Origin of the sequence: Nostoc sp. (assembly GCF_036917935.1) — a bacterium.
In the GTDB taxonomy this organism is placed as follows: Bacteria; Cyanobacteriota; Cyanobacteriia; order Cyanobacteriales; family Nostocaceae; genus Nostoc.
The window spans coordinates 1-22,237 of record NZ_JBALEL010000052.1; the positions used below are offsets into that span (position 1 = coordinate 1).

A 22,237-nucleotide genomic window follows, 5' to 3' on the forward strand; every position below is an offset into this window, starting at 1 on the left:
TGCAAGGGCAACTGCTCCATGAATTCAAAGGGCATCAAGGCATTGTCAGTAGTGTGAGTTTCAGCCCGGACGGCAAAACCATCGCCACGGCATCATCTGACAAGACAGCGCGGTTGTGGCCTGTGGAGAATTTAGATCAATTGCTGGTGCGGGGTTGCAATTGGCTGCATGATTATTTGCAGAATAACCCGAATTTGAATGAGAGCGATAAGCATCTGTGTGATGATATCAAGTAAGAGCCAATCTCTTCTCTAAGAGGATGTTTGAAAAGTCCTCTTCTCGGTAATAAAACGTTCTAGATCCCCCTAAATCCCCCTTAAAAAGGGGGACTTTAATTCCAGTTCCCCCCTTTTTAAGGGGGGTTAGGGGGGATCAACAAGTGCCTATAGCGGTTCTCAGTTGAGTCCAATACAGACCTAACCCCCAGCCCCTTCCCTAGTAGGGAAGGGGAGTAAGATTCAAAGCCTCTCCCCTTTTAGGAGAGAGGAATGGAAGTGAGGTCAAAGTATATTGCATACAAACGAAAAGCGCTATAAAATCACACCTAACTACTTTTCAAACAACCTCTAACCCTTTTCTCTTCAGATGGGATGATGAAGTAAACTATTTGTCATGCCATGATGAGCAATGAAACAAAACGTCAGCCGAGGTTTTTCATGGCATTAGAAGGAGTGATTTTAGATGTTGATGGCACACTGGTTTTAAGTAATGATGCTCATGCAAATACCTGGGTAGAGGCATTTGCAGCTTATGACTTAGAAGTGCCATTTGAAACAGTTAGACCACTTATGGGCATGGGTGGAGATCAACTGATTCCCAAAGTAGTGCCAGAATTAAATGGTGAAGAAGGAACTGGTAAAGCGATCGCTCAACTACGCAAAGAACTATTATTTGATAAATATATACCGCAAATTACTGCTGCCAATGGGAGCAGAAACTTAATATTAAAGATGCAAAAATCGGGATTGCATCTGGTTGTTGCTAGTTCAGCGAGTTCTGAAGAACTTGACATCATGCTCAAAATCGCCCAAGTAGATGATTTGCTAACGGAAGTAACTACATCCGATGATGCCGAAGCATCTAAACCTGCTCCTGACATTGTAGAAGCTGCCTTGAACAAAGGGCAAATGACACCTGATAAAGTAGTGATGCTAGGAGATTCGCCCTACGATATTGAGTCTGCCGGCAAAGCCGGGGTAGGTGTGATTGCTTTACGCTGCGGTGGCTTTAGCGATGAACAACTGTCGGGAGCGATCGCAATTTACAACGATCCAGAAGATTTGCTACAGCACTATGACTCTTCTATTCTGGGCGCAAATGCTTAAATACTAAAAGGGTATGCGATCGCACTTCTACCACAACTATACATATTTTAGATGTGAACTATAAAATTGCCGTGCAAGACAAAGCAAAAAATTATACATAGCCGGATTAATATTACCTTGCCAGAACGGACAATTGACTAATCGATCGAGTCATTCAAAAAGGCGATTTTCCGAAACAGACGGTATGCGATCGCAGTCAATTCATCAACGAAGCTGTGCAATATTATATTACTCAAAAAGCCTTAATTCAATCTCAGAGAACAGTTAAAAGAAGGAGCCATCCAACGGGCGGAACTTGATTTAGAGTTGGTGAAGTTTTGAGGCGATGTCTGGCGACAAGCCGCTTCTCTAAGAGACGCTGCGCGAATGCGTCTACGCACTTTCCCCAATTTAATATCTGCCCCGTATGCCAGCCACCGACGCATCGAACGGCGGCATACGTTTATTGTGATTCTTCTCTTCTATCTCAAACCTTAGTGTAATTATTGATTACCTTAGCTAAATCTGGCACTGCTTCTTCTACGTGCTTCTTGGCGGAACCGCGAAATTTTTCATAGGTTCCTCGCACGATTTGGCGGTTTGAGTTCTTGACTCTCGCATCAGTAACACTCAATAGCGCATCTGCCGTATGAGAGCGATTCGCACTCAAGTATTCAACTGGGTCGCCTTTTTCTACGCCTTTACTCCAAAGGGGATCAAGTGCTGTGAAGCATTGCGGTAATATCTGCTCAACCACATAGGGGATGTACCCTGGCTTAACCCCCTTCAGGGCGGCAAAGGCAGCTTTTAAAGCCATGCCACTTATGCCTGACTTGGATGCAAGCTGCCCTTCGATCATCTTGCAACAGTCATCTATGACCATAGCCTTTTTGGTCGGGTTCAAAAGTCCGTCGCTAAGTCCCATTTCACTCTTCCTTATCTAAGTACTTAATTCTATTCGACTAGTTTTTTTAGCAAGCAGGAAATTACAGAAAATGGTATCAGAGTTAAGTCATATTATGTCCGCATAATTAGTTATGCTAACCACAGTCATTACACCCCACCCCCAACCCCTCCCCGCTCTTCGGGAGGGGAGACAAAGCGTAGCTTTGGCGGGGTGGGGAACTCCTGAGTTTAATAAGCAATCAAGCGGACATGATATCAATTGCTGTCAACTTAAGTTTGCTGGGTAAGCCAGTTCGTAGTAAGGACTTTATTCCTTATTTTCTAAGCACTAAAGTCCTGACTACAAACCCTCAAAACTAGGCACTTTGCTAAAGAGACTTAAGGGCAAAAATCAGGTTATCCCATCCTGCTGAGACCTGAGTTGTGTGTCTGGCTGACTTGGGCCAGCAGGTAGAGCTTCATGTCTAGATCCGGAAGTTCCATTTGGAGAATCTGGAGGGTTTGAACCTCCCGATCGCTTCCGAGAAAATATAGCTTGAGCCAAACTCTTAACCAAAATATATAGAATTGGCACTAAGAACAAACTCAAGAACGTCGAAAGCATCAGCCCCCCAAACAGCGCTGTTCCTAAAGACCAACGACTGCTAGCTCCAGCCCCTTGAGAAATCACCAAGGGTAAAAATCCTAACAAGGCTGCAAAGGAAGTCATTAAGATCGGTCGCAGACGTTCTTGTCCCGCTTTTACCGCCGCCCGCGTGTAGCTCATGCCCTGCTCATGCAGTTGATTGGCAAATTCCACGACTAAAATCGCGTTCTTGGCAGCTAGACCAATCAAAGTTACCAAACCTACCTGGCAATAGATATCATCCACCACTTTCGGGAAGAGGCTACCTGCCATGAAAATATTGGAACGTATCCAAATCGCCGTCATTGCTCCTAAAACTGCCAGGGGAACTGTCAGCAAAATAATGATTGGATCAACGTAGCTTTCATACTGAGCTGACAGCACCAGAAAGACAATAACGATCGCTAAGGCAAAAATCAAGCCTGTAGATCCCCCAGATGTCTTTTCCTGGAGATAAGTCCCTGTCCACTCGTAACCAAACCCTTGAGGTAAAACCTCTGCTGCTACCTCCTCCATCGCTTTAATTGCCTCTCCAGAACTAGAACCGGGAGCCGGAGCGCCCTGGACTTTGATTGACCTGTACAAGTTGTAATGAGAAATGGTTTTTGGCCCTACAAAGGGAGTAATTTTCACCAAACTGCTCAATGGAATCATCGTCCCACTGGCAGAGCGAACATACAGCTTGCCAATATCATCTGGATTAGAGCGGAAAATCCCATCTGCTTGGACATATACTCGATACTGTCGCTGTCCCTGCACAAAGTCATTCACATATTGCGACCCCAAGTAACTTTGCAATGTCCCAAAGATATCGTTGAGTTCGACGTTGAGAGCTTTGGCTTGGTTGCGGTTTACCTGAATATCAAATTGGGGAGTGTCTGCGGTGAACTGAGTGAAGACTCGTTGGAGAGCAGGCTTTTTATTTGCCGCCGCAATCAATTTTTGAGCAGTAGCAATCAGGGTTTCAATCGGCGCACTTCCGGTTTTGTCTTGAATGATAAACTCAAAACCACCTGTAGTACTTAATCCTCTAACTGGAGGAGCATTCACCGCGATCGCTCTAGCATCTGTAATTGTAGAGAGCTTTTTGTTCAGCCTCTGAAGTATGCCATAAACAGACTGAGATTCTTGAGTTCTTTCTTTCCAGGGTTTCAGGTTAGCAAAGGCAATGCCTAAATTAGAAGCATTGCCATCGAAACCAAAGCCACTGATCATAAAACTAGCTTGAACTTCGGGAAGCGATGTTACTTCCTTGACAACCCGATTCATGACAGATTCGGTGTATTTCAAAGAAACCCCATCAGGCCCCTGAACAACTACAAAGAAGTAACCCTGGTCTTCCTCTGGAATAAATCCGGTAGGCACTGCTCTGTACATCAAAACTGTTGCGACTAAACCAGTGATGAAAACCCCAATTACAATCGGTTTGATATGAGTAAGATAGCTAACAAACCCCACATAGCGGCGTGTGAACCAGCTAAATGCCCGATTAAACTGCGTAAAAAACCACCCCAAAGGGCCCCGTGGAGTCTGAGCAGGGCGCATGAGGATAGCTGCCATACTCGGAGAGAAGGTTAAAGCATTGAAAGTCGAAATGCCAATGGAGCAAGCAACGGTTAACGCAAATTGTTTGTAGACAATCCCAGTAGTACCCGGAATAAATGCAACTGGAATAAATACCGCCATGAGTACAAGTGAAGTGGCAATGATTGCCCCAGTCAACTCTTTCATCGCTTCGACAGCTGCCTCAAAGGGCCTCATACCCTCCTCTAGTTTGACTGCAACTGCCTCCACCACAATAATGGCATCATCGACGACGATCCCGATCGCCAGAACGAAACCAAATAAGGTGAGTGTATTAATCTGAAATCCTAAAACCAACAGAGCCGCACACGTCCCAATCAGGGAGACGGGGATCGCCACAGTGGGAATGATCGTGGTACGCCAGTCTTGCAAAAAGACAAAAATTACCAAGACCACCAGAATAATCGCTTCAACCAGAGTGTGCAGAACTTCTTCTAAAGAAATTTCTACAAATGGAGTGGTATCAAATGCTAACTGGGCTTTTAGTCCAGGTGGAAAACTCTTCTCTAATATTTTGATCTGGTTTTCAACAGCATGGGCAACATTCAGGGCATTACTACCCGGAAGTTGATATATACCCAAACCCACGGCTGCCTTGGGAGCATTTCCGGGAATAGTGAATTTGGCATCAGCAAGATAGCTCTCGGCTCCCAGTTCAACTCGACCGACATCTCTGACTTTAACTAGGGTGCTATTAGTAGTGCTATTAGTAGTGCTATTAGTAGTGCTATTAGTAGTGCTATTAGTGCCACCTTGACTCACCTTCAGCACCATATCTTCAAATTCAGCCGCATCTTTAAATCGACTAGTTGCCCGTAAAGCAAATTCAAAGCTTTGATTATCTGGTGCTGGTTCCTTACCAATCGCCCCTGCACCCACCTGAATATTTTGTTCTTGCAGGGCGGCTGTCACATCTTGAGGAGTTAGTTGATGTTGGGCAAGCTTGTTGGGATCAAGCCAGAGACGCATGGCATATTTGCGCTCCCCAAAAACCCTGGCACTTCCTACACCAGGAAGCCGTTTGATCTGATCGAAAATATACAGATCGACGTAGTTACTGATAAAAATGTTGTCATACTCATTATTTTCTGAGTAAAACCCGTAGACCAGAAGCAGACTGCTCGATGCCGTTTCAACGGTGACACCTGTTCGTTGAACAGTATCTGGCAGTTGAGGATCAGCAAGTGCTTGTTTATTTTGAACGTTTACTTGAGCAATATCGCTATTGACATTGGTTGGAAAGGAGACAGTTATATTGCTAGAACCATCATTACCCGTGTTAGAAGATATATAAGATACATCTTTAACACCATTAATTTGTCGCTCAATGATGTTGGTAACAGTATTTTCTGTTGTTTGAGCATCCGCACCAGTATTGTTGGAGCTAACGGTGATTTGCACCGGAGCGAGGTCTGGTAGCTGAGAAATGGGAAGGATCGGAATACAGATGCTTCCCAGCAGCAAAATGATGAACGTACAGACCGTCGTCAAGACTGGACGTCTGATGAAGGTATTGACAAACATAAATCCAGGAATAAAGGAAAAGTTTAAGACTGGTTAGGAACGTAGTAGCTTTTTATTAATATAAGGATTTATTAAGGTTTAATGTTGGCGATCGCGCCAGATTGAGGATTGGGGATTGGGGATTGGGCATTGGAGATTTTTCTCTGAAGTTGATACGCAATACACAGATGTGCATTTATCCCGTGTCTTGTATTCTCTCGTTCCTATACGGAGCATAGGAACGAGTCATATCATGTCCGCTTAATAACTTACGATAGTCGTTGCGAGTGCAACGAAGTGGAACGTTCGCAATGACAACTAATCAGCCGGACATGATATCAAGCCTGATCAAGCTAGGTTTTTAGGACTTGTGTGTACACCGTAGCTTGAGAAAAGACAGGTCAGGGTTTGGTTTAATAAAATGAAAAATGCGGTAATGAATCCAAATTTCTAATTAGCTTTGCCATTACTCTGAAAATTTAACAGATGATCGTCATTGACCCAAATTGCTTGTTGAGGCACAGAGATGGAAATTCCAGCTTCGTCTAGGGCAACTTTCAGGCGGCGGCGAAGTTCCCGTGCGACATCCCATTGCTTGAGAGGCTGTGTTTTAATCCAGACACGAATAATCAAACCGCGATCGCCAAATTGATCTATTCCCAAAACTTGCGGCGGTTCCAAAATTTGACGCTGCCATTGCATTTCTTGATTCATCTTATCGGCAATAGTTGCAATCAACTTCAAAGCCTCTTCTGTATCAGCTTGGTAGGCGATGGGAATTGTTAAATCGGCTCGTGACCAACGACTAGAAAGATTGGCAACAACTTTAATTTCACCATTGGGAATCGTGATCAAGCGCCCTTCGGAATCCCGCACTTGGGTCATCCGCAGATTCAGATTTTCTACTAAGCCTCCCACGTCTCCCACAGTAATCACATCGCCTAAAGCGTACTGGTCTTCTAAAATGATCAGGAAACCGTTAATCGCATCTTTAATTAAGTTTTGCGACGCCAAAGACAATGCAACACCAACTAAACTAGCACCCGCTAGCAAGGGAACGATATCTATCCCCAAGGATACCAGCGCTAGCAAGAAGCCTACTCCTATCCAGATAGCAGTAGTGATACTTTTAGTTACACCAGAAAATGTAGAAACTCGCAGTTGCAGCCGTGCAGAACTTTCTGGGGTAAGGAAAGCACCACTGCTAATCAGAGTGGAGGCGAAGCGGTCAATCAGGGCGTAGGTCAAACGAATTGCTACATAGGTTCCCAGGCATACGACACCTAATCGCAAAGGAAATTGGGCGGCGATGAGAATTGCTACCTGAAAACCTCGTGTATAGGGAAATAGACCCAAAATAAAGAAGCTTCCACCTCCCCAAATTCCGGCTTGACTTAGCTGAAACAATCGTCTCTTGGCTTCTTGGAGATGTTGCTGTTGTCGTTGATTTAGTTGTGTTGTAATTGCTTGATCTACTGGTGTTGCGTAGTTGAAGAGTTCCCTTTGGGGTTGGGCGGCAATGGGGTGTTCTAAATTCTTTTGGGAACGCCGCTGCCAGCTATATACCCCCCAACTCATCAGAATCATTGCCAGTCCGGTACCGGCAGCAATTTTACCTTGGTCGATTAAAGATTGAGTTTGCCTTTCTTGCTTTGCTTGTTGCAAGTCTTCTTGTAATGATTCGGCGACTTGATTTGCCGATGTCGATATATCTACCTGTCGCAGTGCAGCATCTTCAGAAGTAACGGTCATCAGATACTGTTCGTTGACATAAATTACTGGTAATTCGTTTACTTTGCGAACTTCTACCTTGACTGCTGTTTTTGCTGGTGATTGAAAGTAATTTTGAGCAATTTTCTGCAACTTCTTTTGAATATCTTCTGAACGCTCAGGAAAGTTGGTTCTTGATGCCGCTATTTGAAATAACCGACGACCATCTAAATAAATCCAGCCCGAAACAACTCTGTTATCGGAATCATTACTGACACTGCTGGGAGCTTGCAGTTGCGGTACAAAAGGAATCTGGGCTGTGGCTTTTGGCACAGATACAACGCCTATAGCCATTGAACTGGCGATCGCCAAAAATTGAAAGCGCACTCAAACACCTCCTTGAGTAAAATCTACTAGTAACTACTTCTACAACCATCCTCCGCAATAACTTTGGGTAAATGTACTTATCTTAAGTTGAGGTTTTCCCTTTAGACGATGAAATTCTCATGTTTTTTTATTTGTCCTCTATCTTTAGACAGATGACAAGGTACTGAAAATCAGCATGTAAGGCAGATAAGAGTCTTACTCTTACCAAAGATAAAACAAAAAGGAAGAAGCTGGGGAGGAAGTTGACATTCCGCCGATCAAACGTCAAGCTAGTTTTGAGGACTATTTACTAGTGATTTGCTTTCTTTCAAGCAAAAATCGCCAGTAGTAGAATAACCTAGTAGAGTGCGTAAATTTTACGTAGCTTTTTTTATTTTTTGAGGTAACTTTTGATGACCGCAACTTCTCCCCGATTAAAGCACGAGGTTAAAGACCTCGGCCTAGCTGCCTTGGGAAGACAGCGCATTGAATGGGCTGGACGCGAAATGCCAGTTTTGCGGCAAATTCGCGATCGCTTTGCTATCGAAAAGCCCTTCGCTGGTTTACGCCTTGTAGCTTGTGCCCACATTACAACAGAAACAGCACATTTGGCGATCGCTCTGAAAGCTGGTGGTGCAGATGCGCTTTTAATTGCTAGCAATCCCTTATCAACGCAAGATGATGTCGCCGCTAGCCTCGTCGTCGATCATCAAATTCCCGTCTTTGCTCAAAAAGGCGAAGATAACGAAACTTATAACCGCCACGTCCAAATAGCTTTAGATCATCGCCCCAACATTATTGTTGATGACGGTAGCGATGTAGTTGCGGCTTTAATCCAACACCGCCAACACCAAATCGCTGATTTGATTGGTAGCACCGAAGAAACCACCACCGGTATTGTGCGCCTACGCGCCATGTTTAGAGAAGGCGTTCTCACCTTCCCCGCCGTCAACGTCAACGACGCCGACACCAAGCACTTCTTTGATAATCGCTATGGTACTGGGCAATCAACCCTAGATGGCATTATCCGCGCCACGAATATTTTGTTGGCTGGTAAAAACATTGTTGTCGTCGGTTATGGCTGGTGTGGTAAAGGTACAGCCCTCCGCGCCCGTGGGATGGGTGCTAACGTCATCGTCACCGAAATCGACCCCATCAAGGCAATTGAAGCCGTAATGGATGGCTTCCGCGTGCTGCCAATGGCTGAAGCTGCACACCAAGGTGATATTTTTATCACTGTGACCGGCAACAAGCACGTGGTTCGCGGTGAACACTTCGATGTGATGAAAGATGGTGCGATAGTTTGTAACTCAGGTCACTTTGACTTGGAACTTGATTTGAAATACTTGGCTGCACAAGCTAAGGAAATCAAAGATGTTCGTCCTTTCACCGAAGAGTATAAATTGAAAAATGGTAAATCAGTTGTCGTTCTTGGACAAGGACGCTTGATTAACCTGGCTGCGGCTGAAGGACACCCCAGCGCAGTTATGGATATGAGTTTTGCAAACCAAGCTTTGGCTTGTGAATACCTGGTGAAGAATAAAGGTAAGTTAGAACCTGGTTTGCATTCAATTCCTGTTGAAGTTGATCAAGAAATTGCTCGGTTGAAGTTGGAGGCTATTGGTATTAAGATTGATAGCTTAACTGCTGATCAAATTGAGTACATCAACTCTTGGACTTCGGGAACTTAATACATTGATTAGTTAATTTTTTGAGGGATAGGCTTTTGGGCTTATCCCTTTTTTTGTTAAAGGCGCAAAAGAAGAAGCAAGTTTACTATTCATTACCTTTGATTAAAATTCGCAACTTTCTTCAGGGGGCTTTTTGTTTGGAATTGATACACTTCATCAACTGTAACTGTATTAATTTCTAGTGTACTAAATTTGTAGTCTACTCAATTGAAAACTGCTGTAATGAAGATCGGTATCATATTATGTCCGCTTGATTACTTATTAAACCCGAATCACCCCGCCAAAGCTAGGCTTTGTCTTCCCTGCCCTTAACAACGGCAGGGGTGCAATGACTGTGGGAATCATAACTAATTATGCGGACATGATCTCAGCCCAAGCAAGTAAACTAAATGTTTAGCCGCTAATTATTGCTGCATCGAAGGTGTGGGAAAAATTCTGCTGAAAATAGGAATCCGTGGCTGAGGCTTATTTGCTGTTATATTGGCATTGGCAGCAGAAGGGTTATTAACTGCCTCAGAGAGGATGGGTGGTTTGCTATTAGTAGAATTGACCAAATCACTCAATTGGATAGCCGCAGGTGAACTTGAAGATATGGAAGCAACATTCTCAGCATTTTGACTGTTGGTTTTTACCGGAGTTTGAGCTTGACATGGAGTCATGAGTAAAGTTGAACTTGTTCCTAATACCATTACGAGCAAATGAGAAATATATTCTTGCATGGGGACTGGTAAAATGGGTTGATAAATATTCAAAGCTTAAAGAAGTTGTGTTTGTTCTTAGTTAGAAATAAAACTGCAATTTTCCAATAGAAATCATGACGCTGTTATCCAATAAAACTTGAACACAGCGATTTACAAATGAATAGACTATTAATGCTTAGTACATTAATTCGCTAACAACAATCCAACCTACCTCAATCAAGGGCAATGTAAACTTCTCTTTCGTAAAAAGAGAGCGTTTATTTTCAGACTCCTGAATCTGCCTGAAAGAGAATTAGCAAATAGATACACTTGGAATAATTGGCGTTTTTTTATCAACTAAGCCAGCACAACCATTAATATCTTAGTTATATTTTACTTATTAATAAAAGAGGAATTTCACTGAACTTTTTGAAAAGGCTGATTTATCTAGGATAAAATCTAATTCGCATATTTAACTAAGTAAAGCAAAAAGTATATGAACTTTTAACAAAACCTAAGTTTGATAAATTAGCTTTCGTCAATAAAAAAGCATTTATAAAGTAAAAATAAAATTACTGTATAGTCTGTTAGGCGCATATTTAAATATGGTTTGTCACTAAAAATTTTGGTCAAGCGCCTAACGCACCGTACTCTGTGGCGGTGCGTTAGGCTAAAGCCATAACACACCCTAACTTTTGATTTACTTTATAAATCAACTCTCAATACGTGTATAGTTCAGCAATATATACTAATCTGACTATGTTAGGTAGATACTGAGAATAGAAACCTACAGAACCCCGACTTATTTGAGAAGTCAGGGTTCTTGTTTCTCATAAATGATTTAGGATTGCTAGATATGAGTTTAGCTGTAGACATCCTCAAGCCGCAACTCATTCCTATTAGACAAGACAGGCAACAATTGATTAAATGATAATTTTTTGATTTATGTTGATATTGTAAGGTTTACCACCTCATCAGAAACTTTCAGAGCAACTGTTGATTATTACAAGTTAAAGTAGACTTCTCTGGTGACTAATGGCGAGACCCGCACCCCCTATTTTTGTGAAAATATATGAAATTTAGAACCTTCAAATATCCTTTTGCACTCATGCTAGTCAGCTTCAGTTTTTTGCAGACAGCTGATGCTCAAACACCTGGAACTGAAATCTCCAAGCTATCTCAAGAAGTTTCTGTACTTCGGAAACAGGGCCCAAGAGGGTTACAAGTATTTCTTAAATCCTATGCTAATACGCTAAATACCGATTCTTTAGGTGCAGTTATACCTTCCCCTACGCTTCGGGTAGCTTTAGACGAACTTTGCCAACAACGGGACTGTTACGCCTCTCATCTGTACTGGTACACTGATATAGAACAGGCCAAAGCTGCTGCTAGAACCAGTGGTAAACCCATTCTATCTCTGCGGTTATTGGGCAGGCTCGATCAGGATTTGAGTTGTGCTAATAGTAGGTTCTTCAGAGTAGCGCTCTATCCGAATGTTGAAATTTCTAAATTACTTCAAGACCGCTTCATTTTGCACTGGGAATCAGTGCGCCCTGTACCCAAAGTAACTATTGATTTTGGCGATGGACGCAAGTTGGAGCGAACGATTACAGGCAATAGCATTCATTATATATTAGATGCATCAGGTCGTCCAATCGATGCAATTCCAGGGTTATATAGTCCCAAAGCATTTTTGCGTCAGCTACAGCAGGCTGAATTAGCAGTAAAAAATTACAGTAAACTTACACCAAGCGATCGCGAGTCTTATTTAAGAAAATACCACAGCGATCGCCTAAATTCTATCCAAGCCCAATGGGTTGCAGATTTATCCCGCCTGGGTATCCAGTCTCCCCCTAAGTTGGTGCAAATTCCGAGCAATCCCAGTCAACCACCGACAGCAGAAATAGCAAGCTCTCTAGCAGTTTCTAAAATGAGAGTTGAAACACCAATGCTAACTGCTCTCCAATCTAATGCTGAACGAAATCAAAACGCCTTAGCTGAAATTACTGACCAGAAAGTTTGGAACAAAATCGCTCAACTTTATGCCGCAGATGTCAAGCTAGATCAAAACAGCATCTCTCTAATCAGAGCTAAAAAGTCTCAGTCTGCGAACACTCAAGAAGATAATTTGCCGATAATCCTGAAAAAATTTGAAGCCACAATGGCTTTAGATACAGTCAGAAATGAATATATGTTGCATAGCCAAATTCATCAATGGTTTATGCAGGGTAAGCAAACAAGGAGTGTGGAAGCGCTCAATGAACAAGTATACGCCCAACTATTTTTAACCCCTAGTTCTGACCCTTGGTTGGGGCTTTTCCCCAGCGACAGCTACAGCGCCATTGATAATGATGGCATCCGTTAAGCTAATAAACTGAAGTAAGTAAAAAGGAGTGACGAGATTTTATAGTATTGACACCTCACCCATCACTCCTTATAAGTTGCGCGTTGATTAGCTGTTACGCATTGTTAAATTACACCAGCTTAGTACTTCATTTATCCTCTAACTAAAGAGGCGGATAATTGTTAAGTTAATACGTGCTTTTATATACAAACATTTTTAACTTATTAATCTCTATCTTTGGAATTCTAGATATAGTAGTTCGACTCTTGCTTGTTTTCAGTAGTTTTACTCTTGCCTGTGCCAGATAGTTCCATAATGAATTTGAAAATCGAGAGGCTCAGATTCCCAACTTTTTTAAGAAGTTGGGAATCTTGTTGTAAATTTTATTAATATGCAATGTATTCAGGATCACAAACAAACTTAACTTTCATTCTATGTCTTTGGTGGTATTAGACTAATTCTTGTGATGGAAGTTGAGGAAAATCTTATCAGTTATTCTGGGTAGCAATGGAAACAATTATCATTAGCAGTAAATCATTCACTGGGGGAATGACAAAGCGGGTTAAACAATAACAGTCAGAAATTAAGGTTCAGATGCAGGGTTTTTACAAATAGTTAAATTTATCACTCAGTAAAGTTAGGAATGCTGCAATTTTTTCAAGGATTTACCTAGTAGATTTTTTTGCTCAACCTCTGCAAGTAAGTAGCGGGAATTTAAGGTGAACATAGAAAAATTTATCCAACGCGCAGAAGTATTGCACAAGCGTTTAGCAGATTTATACCAAACTGCTAGTGTATTACCTTGGATTTCCCCAGATTTGCTGCCGCAAGCTTTTAAGGAACTCTATAACACCTCAAAGATAGTACAGTTAGCGGCGGAGGAACTTTATCAGCAAAATGAGGAACTAGTAAAAACACGGAATTGGCTAGAAGCAGAACGCCAACACTACCAAGATTTATTCGAGTTGGCACCAGATGGCTATTTAGTGACTAATACAGAAGGGATTATCCAAGAAGCTAACCTCACCGCAGCTAAGTTGCTCAATGTTTCAAAGCATTTTTTAGTGGGCAAACCAATAATTAACTTCGTCCTTCTAGAAGAACGTCAGCAAGTTCGCAACGAACTGATGCAGCTATCGCAATCAGACAGAGTTAGAGAGTTATTGGTACGTTTGCAACAACGTTATGGCGAGTTCTTTGAGGCAGCTTTGACAGTGGCAGTTGTCCGCAATCGCCAAGGTAAGGAAATCTCTCTGCGCTGGATGCTGCGTAATATTACTGAGCGTCAGCACTTAGAATCAGCAATAGTCAAGGACGACGGCGACATCTTCAACGACCGTCCCATACACAAACATACTAAAGGAGAAACTATTCCCCTAAACCCATTAGTAATTTGGTATGTTTGTCAGGGTTTGGTTAAACTCAGTACCTACTGTGAAACCGGTGAAGAAGTGCTGATAGGATTGGCAACAGCAGGAATGGTTTTTGGTTCTAGTTTGACATCTTTAAACATTTATCAAGCAACAGCTCTTGCTGATGTTGACTTGGTGTCAATTTACACGGCAGAGATAGCAGCTTCTCCAACACTAAGCCATACGCTTTTACCAAAAATTAATCAGCGGTTACAGCAAACAGAATCTTTTTTGGTCATTTGTGGAAGACGACGGGTACAAGAACGCTTGCACCACCTATTACAACTTTTGAAACGAGAAGTGGGTGAAACTGTACCAGAGGGAACTCGCCTAAGTGTTCGCTTTACTCACGAAGATTTTGCTAGCGCTTGCTGCACCACCAGGGTAACGATTACACGATTGATGGGTAAATTACAAGAAGAAGGTATAATCAGTTTCGATTTCAAAAAACACATTATCTTGAGAGATATTGATTAATTAGTTCACTGTAGATTGATTATATTTTTGTTAAGCAAAGATCAGTATAGTTGAGTTGTAATACCAATGCTCGGAACTGGCACAAGTAACAACAGAGCTAGTAGTGCATTTTGATTTTGGTTAGCTTTTAGCATGGGGAGATTTTATTGTATTTCGCTAGTTTTAACTTTTAAACCACATCTAGTTTTAAATCCATAGTTTTTATATCAAGTTAAGATGATTACTTGTAATAAAATCTATATTAACGAGGTTTACTCTCAATACTGTTCGGTTAAGCAAGAGACGCGATGAATCGCCGTCTCTACAATAATTAGTCTTTTGAGAGACGACGATTTGCGTCTTTGCGATCTAAAATTTTCATCAAAAAACCTTAACAGAACCGTATTGGGTTTACTATTATTTTTTATATGCAAACTATAAAACATGAGTATCATATAGCGGTTCTCGCTTAAGTGAGGTACAAGAACCCCACCCCCAACTCCCTCCCCGCTCTTCGAGAGGGGACTATGATGTACCTCATGTGATTAGGAAACGCTATAAGTACAATTTTGCGTAAAATTGTAGCGTTTTTCAACTTACAGAGACGTAACGCTATGCAAACAGGGAATTCAAAATGTACCCAAAATAATGTATATGTGATTGAGGGCGTATTGCTAAAATCGCGATGTCTAGTACAGCACGGTGGAAGTAAACCACCCATTTCAAATCTATGAAACGCTTACGCTGTATTAATTTTTAATTTTTAATTCCGCTTTGCGGTACTAGGTTGGGCTACGCCTACGCAGCATTCAAAGCAGCTATGCACACATTTGGCAAAAAAACTCCATCATTGGGCTACATCTTAGCACTGGATTTAGGTACGACAGGCAACCGCGCCTTTGTATTTAACGCAGACGGCAAAATTGTTGGGCAAGCATATAAAGAATTAACTCAGTATTATCCTCAGCCTGGATGGTTAGAACATGACCCTCAACAAATCTGGCAGGATACCTGTTGGGTGATGCAAACCGCAATTGCAAATGCCCAGATTGCGCCATCAGCGATCGCCGCCTTGGGACTAACTGTACAGCGCGAAACCTGTTTGATTTGGGACAAAACTACTGGTAAACCACTCCATAGAGCGATCGTCTGGCAAGATCGCCGCACTGCTCCCCTTTGCCACCAGTTACAAGAGCAAGGCTACGCTGAAGAAATTTACGATCGCACCGGATTAATCATTGATGCTTACTTTTCTGCTACCAAACTCCGATGGCTATTAGACAATTTTACTGATATTGACCTGAACAATATCTTAGCAGGTACTATTGATACCTGGGTGTTGTGGAATCTCACAGGTGGGAAAGTCCATGCTACTGACCACAGCAACGCCAGCCGTACAATGTTGATGAATCTCAAAACCTGTGAGTGGGATGAGATTTTGCTGGATCTGTTTCAAATTCCGGCTCATATTTTGCCCCAGATTCAGCCGAGTTTAGGAGTATTTGGAGTCACTGATGCGACATTGTTAGGTGCAGAAATTCCCATTACTGCCATCTTGGGAGATCAGCAAGCTGCTCTATTTGGTCATGGCTGCGTAGGCGTAGCCCGTCGTAGACATCGCCCCGGTTTGATGAAATGCACTTACGGGACAGGTAGCTTTTTAGTAGCTCACACAGGCGATCAAATTGTGCGCTCGCACCATCAACTTATTTCGACAGTGGCATGGACACAAGCAAATACCAGCGATACTTTAGATGTAGGCTATGCACTAGAAGGCAGTATGTTTACTACTGGTGCTTGTATTCAATGGTTGCGCGATCGCCTCAAGCTGATTAAAACTGCTGCTGAAACTGAAGCGATGGCCAATCAGGTAAAAGATAATGGCGGAGTCTACTTTGTGCCAGCATTTAGTGGATTGGGCGCACCCTACTGGGATATGAGCGCCAGGGGAGCTTTTTTCGGGATTACCGCCAGTGTACAACCAGAGCATCTAGTTCGCGCCGTGTTGGAAGCGATCGCTTATCAAGTTCTGGAAGTGGTACAGGCGATAAATGCATCTAGCAGTACTTCAGTTGGGCGATTAACCGTAGATGGTGGTGCTTGTGAGAACAATTTCCTGATGCAGTTTCAGGCTGATGTGTTGGGTATTCCAGTTGAACGTCCGATAATGCGCGATACGACCGTTCAGGGTGCAGCATTTGCGGCAGGTTTAGCTGTAGGATTTTGGGAGAGCTATGAAGCACTGGTGGAACAACGGCAAATTGAGCGTGTGTTTGAGCCAAGGAGCGATAACCCATTATCCAACTTTGGTACTTGGCAAAAGGCAGTGAAACGTACTCTGGCTTGGGAGGAATAGCCGATCCAAAAACGAGTTAAAGCGAAAATTCATATCTTGAAAGGGGGAAGGTAAAGGAAAAAATAACAATCTATTACAATCAAGCAAATTGATGGAGTATTGATTTATCATGCCCTACAGTCAATTCAACATTGACCGAGTGAAACAAGATTTTCACCTGAATACTGTGCAAGGAGTCCGCTTTTTCCCAGACTCGATTGAACCCATTACTTCAAGTTTCAGACTCCAAGGTATTTTAGAGGATTTACCGTGGGCGATTCTCTAAAGAGACGCTGCGAGGAAGCAGTAGATACAGAAAAAGCTCGTTCAGAGGCGATAATTAATCCGATATTGCTGGAAGTACGACGCATCTTCAATTCCTCCATCAGCGTATTTTCAGAGGAAGAGTTTAACGTTGATGCGAGTATTGGACTCAACGATGTATGTGACTTTCTACTTTGCCGTTCACCTGAACAATTAACAGTGGAAGCACCTGCAATTGTCATTGTTGAAGCGAAAAAATCAGATTTTAAATCTGGATTGGGACAATGCATTGCAGAAATGGTAGCTGCACAGCGATTCAATCAAGCAAGAGTTCAACCCTTAACAGCAGTTTACGGTACTGTAAGCAGTGGAACCCAATGGCGATTTCTGAAACTAGAGGGGCAAACAGTGACAATTGATTTAATGGATTATTCTCTTCCTCCTATCGAACCAATTCTGAGCTTTTTGGTGTGGATGGTGAAAGCAGGTTAATTTCATTCAAAAATTGATCGTTAAAATAACTCTTACTTTTATAATTCATAAGACATCTAATGAAAAAGTAGAGATGTATCACTGCTACGTCTCTACAAGGGTTCTGGATAACAGATATTTAATTTCTGGAGATATCTATTTAGCAGAAGTCAAGTAAGTATTAATCAGTCAAAATATCACTCACATATAAGAAACGCATGACTACTAAACCGAAGATTTTCATTGATGGGGAATCGGGAACCACAGGCTTACAAATATATTCACGTCTCAACCAACGGGATGACATGGAGTTAGTTAGCATTGAAGCATCTAAACATAGAGATGCAACTGAGCGAGCTAAACTAATCAATGCCGTCGATGTTGTCATTCTCTGCTTACCTGATGACGCAGCCCGCGAAGCTGTTAGCTTAGTCAGTAATACTACGGTTAAAATCCTTGATGCTAGTACTGCCCATCGCACAGCTAAGAACTGGGTATATGGCTTCCCTGAACTAAATCCAGGACAGCGAGAGAAAATCGCCAGCGCCCAGTTTGTCAGCAATCCGGGCTGTTATCCCACAGGATTTTTAGCCTGTATCCGTCCGTTAATTGCCAAGGGACTCCTGAATAGTAACTTTCCCATCACCGTTAATGCAGTGTCAGGTTACTCTGGTGGCGGCAAGAATCTCATTAAACAATATCATACCTTCCACGAACAGCAAGCTGGAGCGGAGTCGCTCTACCCTTATGGCATCTACGGTTTGCAGTTTGGGCATAAGCACGTCAAGGAAATGCATCAGTATTCGGGGTTAGCATCACCGCCGCTGTTCGTACCCGCAGTGGGAGATTTTGAGCAGGGGATGCTGGTACAGGTGCCTTTGCCACTGGGGACTTTGGATAATCCACCATCAGGTGAGGTTATTCATCAAGCAATTGCTGACTACTACCAAAGTGAAAAGTTTGTGCAGGTTGCTTCATTCCAAGATTCTACTCTACTCAGAGACGGAACATTTCTGGATGCGAGCGCACTGAACGGTACTAATATTGTTCAGGTTTTTGTATTCGCCAATGACACTAGCAAAGAAGTGTTGCTAGTTGCTCGTCTTGACAACTTGGGTAAGGGCGCATCGGGAGCCGCAATCCAAAACCTAAACATCATGCTGGGTTTTCCAGAAGAGTTGGGATTGTCGTGAAAGGCTCAGATTAGGGGATGGGCAAAAATTTTACTAAGGGACTGACAAATAAAAAAACATCCCAAATTCTCTTGTGGGATGGGTGTCCGCACTACGTGCCGCTACGCGAACACCCGTCCGATATTCAGGGCGGGCTTTCCTGCCCACCCCACAAGATGGATAATTTATTTCTTGTCAGTCCCTAATACCCAATGCCCATTATGTTGATTTTTCTTTCAGTTCCTCAATCCATTGAACCAGATACCCTCTTAGAAGATGGCGATGAAGTAGTGTTAATTCCCTTAGTTAGCGGTGGTTAAAGCTATTTCACCTTAGCGCGGAAGCGGACAAAACCATAAGAATTAGCTGGTGTGCCAGATCCAGTAGCTGCGGGTAGATTGGGCAAACTTGGGACTGTAATATTAACCACTACTCCCCCATTGCTATTAACACCGCAGTATGATGGTGTGGCTGAGTCGTTAGCTGTATAAAAACGCCCGCGATCGCTATCTCCTATATTAGTGAGATAAAGCGTAGGTGTAGTAGAACCAATAGCTAGGGCAATTCCTTGATCTGCTCCTGGTAAGCCACCATCATTAGGAGTCATACCATTAAAAGCACTAGGAATCAAACTAACATTAGTCGGAACTAAATCACAGAATTTCACATTAGTTGCATTACCAAGACCATTGGAAAGAAAATAGATAGTGTATTCCAATTCATCTCCGGGTTTGACAGTGCCAGCATTAATTAATCCTCGCAAGTAGCCAACAGGCCATTTAGGATCGCTATCATCAGTAGCATAAGGTTCTGGTACATAGTTACTGGCATTAGTCGCAACGTCACTGCGACCATCCACAATATCAGTTAAATCTTGGTTATTGAGGCGGGTAATCCGTTTAATTAACAGCAACTTAGGATTAGAATTAATAATATTTAATACTGTAAATAAAGTGGGGTCATCATCTGCCGTACTGGTAGGGTCATTGCCAGTATTTACACCATTATCAGTAATTTGCAAGAACGAATTACCAAGAGTAGGTGGATTATTGGTAGCACCAGCAGAGTCTGCATCTGTAAACACTGTACCAACAGTTCCTGTAGGATTATCAGGTGTGTTAAAAGTAGCATTTGCTTGGTTACTAATTGGATTACCGCCATTGGCATTATTAATCGTGGCAGTAATTTTAATGGTAATTGTATCACCTACACGTAGAATTCCAGAATTTATTACAGCAACAATACCAGCACCGTTGTAACTGGGATTGAGTGTAATGTTATTCCCTGAAGTTGCAGCAGTAATTGCTGCACTCACAAAGGTTAACTGTGAGGGTAATGAGTCGTTAATGACAAAGTTAATTGCATTGCTATTACCTGGATTTAGGTTGGAGTAAGTGATGGTATATTCGATGCGATCGCCTACAGTCACTGTTCCGCTACTATCATTGTCTGTGAGGAAGCGAACAGATTTGGTTCCTTTAACATTTGCTTGAGTGTTAGTAGTAATTACCAAGGGAGTAAGGATTGCTTGACTTGGGAAATATGTCCAAGTATCTATTCCCTTAAAGTCACCATAATTACTACTAAATTCATGCTCTCCTAACGCACTATTGATCCCTCTAGCAGCATTACGCGGGCTAGTAGCTCCCGTACCATTTAAGTTAATCGCCGTACCATTGGCAGTAGTATAATTGTTGTCGTTGTAATAAATGGTAGTCGATCCAATTTGCTGGCCATTTTGATCTACAAGGCTAGGAAAAGCAGCAGGAGGATTTTCCATTGTGATTTTAAACCCCAGCGGATTATTCTCAGCATCCAACATGGGAAAGTGATATTCACCTGATCGTGTTGTGATTATGGCATTGTATGCTGTATTTCCTGGTAGAGGTTGGAGATTTGTCCCACTTGCATCCTTTCCATTCCAAAGCACCACATTTGAGCCAACAGCTAGCACATTTTGTAGTACTCGATCGCTACTAGGGTCAAAAATGCCATCATTATTGGTGTCAATAATTATTTGATAGCTACCAGTTGAGACAGCATTGAAGCTAAAATTGCCTCCCACACCCACAGAAGTTTGGTTCCCACTACCTCCATTACCCCCAGTGAATTTGAACGAAGTCGGTACTGTGGGAATCGTTGCTGCTATAGGAATACTCAAAGAATTGAGGGTTGCGGTGTCGGGTCGATTGAAGAAAACTAGGTGGGTAATATCTGTTGTAGTATCAGCAACACTTGGATTTTGAACTTGCACATTGCCGGGAAAGATCAAACTATTATTACTAGCGCCGCCAGCAGAATGGTAAACAGTGCTGTTATTTGTTGTATCAAGATATCCCCGGTTATTAGCAAAAAAGATGAAGCCAAAGGGATCGACTCCATTCATGTCAGTTTCGTAACGATACCCATCTTTGGTTTGAATATAAAGCTTAGAGTTGAGTGCTACGGGAGTACCACCACTGGCATTTGCCCCCATATTCATAGCAATATAGTTAGAAAATACTCGCCCTTTTTTGGCAACACCGTTACTATCTCGAACTGTGATATCCCAAGCAGCTACCCCTGAAAATTGCGTATTATCTGTAGGAAATGCCGCCGTTGCAGCTGTTGGCGGCGGATTGCTTGCACCAGCTGTATTCGGAGAATGAAATTCAACTTCGTAAATACCTGTTTCTGTAGCGACGAAACTACAAGGGGTATAGCCACCACTATTAGGTAAAGGGCCGGCCGTTTCTTTGGCAACAGTGTCAATAAAACCAAAACCAGTCGCTAGAACATTACAAGAGGCATTTTGAGTACCAAAGGGACTGCGGTAAACGATATCTTGTGGGTTCGAGAAACTATTAGACACACTAGAGCCAAGATTAACTGTTTCTCCTTGTTGAACATAAACTTTGAGTACGGTTTTCCGAACAATACCTGCCAGTAGTAAATCTGACCATTCCAGGTAAGGTCTGTATCCACCATCAGAAACTAACTCTTTGCTGCCTTCAGCCCAGCTAGGTTGGATACTATTTCCGAAAATACATAAAAAAAAGCCCAGGCTACTTAGCCATAGTTTTTGACGGCTACTTGTTAATGGCTTTTCCATAGTTTTTTTGACTGGGTTGTCCACAGTCGGAGAAAATCGATCATTTTCATCAATATTTACTGTGGCGATCGCTCTTAAGTTCTTAAATAAAGATTTCATGATTTAGTTCCAATAAAAATACATAGAATAATATTGACTTTATAGATATACAGATACCAGAATGAAAATTGAAATGTTTTTGCACTAGATTCAAAGCGGATAAAAAATCGTTACGACAATAGTATTCCCAGAAGGAAGGGTTAAATTCGTAAGAGAGGTTGCAATCAACGTCTCTACATCGAATGGCACTAAGAAAAGATACAGTCTTTGCTCTGACTGGTTAA

15 protein-coding genes are annotated in these 22,237 nt (G+C 42.4%); 10 read left to right on the forward strand and 5 right to left on the reverse strand.

The annotated features are described in order from the left end of the window. Both V7K62_RS22425 and V7K62_RS22430 read left to right on the forward strand, forming a co-directional pair. Positions 1–236 (forward strand): WD40 repeat domain-containing protein (locus tag V7K62_RS22425; RefSeq protein ID WP_334867971.1); only part of this gene is annotated, 236 nt, incomplete at its 5' end. A gap of 420 nt (positions 237–656) precedes the next feature. Continuing rightward, a complete protein-coding gene (locus tag V7K62_RS22430) occupies positions 657–1,325 on the forward strand; it encodes an HAD family hydrolase (RefSeq protein ID WP_334867973.1) in 669 nt (222 codons plus the stop codon). Positions 1,326–1,791: 466 nt separating this feature from the next. Here V7K62_RS22430 and V7K62_RS22435 read toward each other — a convergent pair whose 3' ends face one another. The 3 genes from V7K62_RS22435 to V7K62_RS22445 all read right to left on the reverse strand — a co-directional run bounded on the left by V7K62_RS22435 (position 1,792) and on the right by V7K62_RS22445 (position 8,019). Beyond that, on the reverse strand, positions 1,792–2,229 hold the full coding sequence (locus tag V7K62_RS22435; RefSeq protein WP_334867975.1) for a DUF6918 family protein: 438 nt from the start codon (positions 2,227–2,229) through the stop codon (positions 1,792–1,794). Positions 2,230–2,601: 372 nt separating this feature from the next. Continuing rightward, the gene (locus tag V7K62_RS22440) at positions 2,602–5,943 is read right to left on the reverse strand and encodes an efflux RND transporter permease subunit (protein WP_334867977.1); all 3,342 of its coding nucleotides are present in this window, start codon (positions 5,941–5,943) and stop codon (positions 2,602–2,604) included. Positions 5,944–6,372: 429 nt separating this feature from the next. Further along, positions 6,373–8,019, reverse strand: coding sequence for a mechanosensitive ion channel family protein (locus V7K62_RS22445; RefSeq protein ID WP_334867979.1), 1,647 nt, complete (start codon positions 8,017–8,019; stop codon positions 6,373–6,375). Between the two features lie 392 nt (positions 8,020–8,411). Here V7K62_RS22445 and ahcY point away from each other — a divergent pair, with 392 nt between their 5' ends. Beyond that, the gene (gene ahcY / locus V7K62_RS22450; protein WP_334867981.1) at positions 8,412–9,689 is read left to right on the forward strand and encodes an adenosylhomocysteinase; all 1,278 of its coding nucleotides are present in this window, start codon (positions 8,412–8,414) and stop codon (positions 9,687–9,689) included. A 404-nt stretch (positions 9,690–10,093) separates the two neighbouring features. Here the strand turns inward: ahcY and V7K62_RS22455 are convergent, their stop codons facing one another. Then, complete coding sequence (locus V7K62_RS22455) at positions 10,094–10,348, reverse strand: hypothetical protein (protein ID WP_334867983.1); 255 nt, start codon at positions 10,346–10,348, stop codon at positions 10,094–10,096. A gap of 1,093 nt (positions 10,349–11,441) precedes the next feature. On the opposite strand from V7K62_RS22455, the gene V7K62_RS22460 reads away from it, so the two are divergent. From V7K62_RS22460 to V7K62_RS22485, 7 genes are all read left to right on the forward strand, one after another. After that, positions 11,442–12,734, forward strand: a complete 1,293-nt coding sequence (locus tag V7K62_RS22460) for a hypothetical protein (RefSeq protein WP_334867985.1) — start codon at positions 11,442–11,444, stop codon at positions 12,732–12,734. A gap of 698 nt (positions 12,735–13,432) precedes the next feature. Then, entirely contained in the window at positions 13,433–14,602 is a 1,170-nt protein-coding gene (locus V7K62_RS22465) for a PAS domain S-box protein (RefSeq protein ID WP_334867987.1), read from the forward strand. A gap of 799 nt (positions 14,603–15,401) precedes the next feature. Then, positions 15,402–16,937: a glycerol kinase GlpK gene (glpK, locus tag V7K62_RS22470; RefSeq protein ID WP_334868081.1), complete on the forward strand. Its 1,536-nt coding sequence runs from the start codon at positions 15,402–15,404 to the stop codon at positions 16,935–16,937. Positions 16,938–17,046: 109 nt separating this feature from the next. Continuing rightward, positions 17,047–17,202 carry a hypothetical protein gene (locus V7K62_RS31615; protein ID WP_442937323.1) on the forward strand — a complete coding sequence of 52 codons (156 nt, stop codon included), beginning with the start codon at positions 17,047–17,049 and terminating at the stop codon, positions 17,200–17,202. Then, complete coding sequence (locus V7K62_RS22475; RefSeq protein ID WP_442937324.1) at positions 17,187–17,672, forward strand: hypothetical protein; 486 nt, start codon at positions 17,187–17,189, stop codon at positions 17,670–17,672. Before V7K62_RS31615 ends, V7K62_RS22475 begins: the two co-directional genes overlap by 16 nt. Before the next feature lie 197 nt (positions 17,673–17,869). Beyond that, entirely contained in the window at positions 17,870–18,844 is a 975-nt protein-coding gene (gene argC, locus V7K62_RS22480; protein ID WP_334867989.1) for an N-acetyl-gamma-glutamyl-phosphate reductase, read from the forward strand. Between the two features lie 200 nt (positions 18,845–19,044). Next, positions 19,045–19,143: a MoaD/ThiS family protein gene (locus V7K62_RS22485; protein ID WP_334867991.1), complete on the forward strand. Its 99-nt coding sequence runs from the start codon at positions 19,045–19,047 to the stop codon at positions 19,141–19,143. Between the two features lie 2 nt (positions 19,144–19,145). Here V7K62_RS22485 and V7K62_RS22490 read toward each other — a convergent pair whose 3' ends face one another. Beyond that, positions 19,146–22,013: an isopeptide-forming domain-containing fimbrial protein gene (locus V7K62_RS22490; RefSeq protein ID WP_334867993.1), complete on the reverse strand. Its 2,868-nt coding sequence runs from the start codon at positions 22,011–22,013 to the stop codon at positions 19,146–19,148. Between the last annotated feature and the right edge of the window lie 224 nt (positions 22,014–22,237).

Excerpts from the sequence above, each read along its gene's own strand:
- V7K62_RS22430 (WP_334867973.1), top strand. The coding sequence starts at position 657 with ATGGCATTAGAAGGAGTGATTTTAGATGTTGATGGCACACTGGTTTTA.
- V7K62_RS22435 (WP_334867975.1), bottom strand. The coding sequence starts at position 2,229 with ATGGGACTTAGCGACGGACTTTTGAACCCGACCAAAAAGGCTATGGTC.
- V7K62_RS22440 (WP_334867977.1), bottom strand. The coding sequence starts at position 5,943 with ATGTTTGTCAATACCTTCATCAGACGTCCAGTCTTGACGACGGTCTGT.
- ahcY (WP_334867981.1), top strand. The coding sequence starts at position 8,412 with ATGACCGCAACTTCTCCCCGATTAAAGCACGAGGTTAAAGACCTCGGC.
- V7K62_RS22455 (WP_334867983.1), bottom strand. The coding sequence starts at position 10,348 with ATGACTCCATGTCAAGCTCAAACTCCGGTAAAAACCAACAGTCAAAAT.
- V7K62_RS22460 (WP_334867985.1), top strand. The coding sequence starts at position 11,442 with ATGAAATTTAGAACCTTCAAATATCCTTTTGCACTCATGCTAGTCAGC.
- glpK (WP_334868081.1), top strand. The coding sequence starts at position 15,402 with ATGCACACATTTGGCAAAAAAACTCCATCATTGGGCTACATCTTAGCA.
- V7K62_RS31615 (WP_442937323.1), top strand. The coding sequence starts at position 17,047 with ATGCCCTACAGTCAATTCAACATTGACCGAGTGAAACAAGATTTTCAC.
- argC (WP_334867989.1), top strand. The coding sequence starts at position 17,870 with ATGACTACTAAACCGAAGATTTTCATTGATGGGGAATCGGGAACCACA.
- V7K62_RS22485 (WP_334867991.1), top strand. The coding sequence starts at position 19,045 with ATGTTGATTTTTCTTTCAGTTCCTCAATCCATTGAACCAGATACCCTC.
- V7K62_RS22490 (WP_334867993.1), bottom strand. The coding sequence starts at position 22,013 with ATGAAATCTTTATTTAAGAACTTAAGAGCGATCGCCACAGTAAATATT.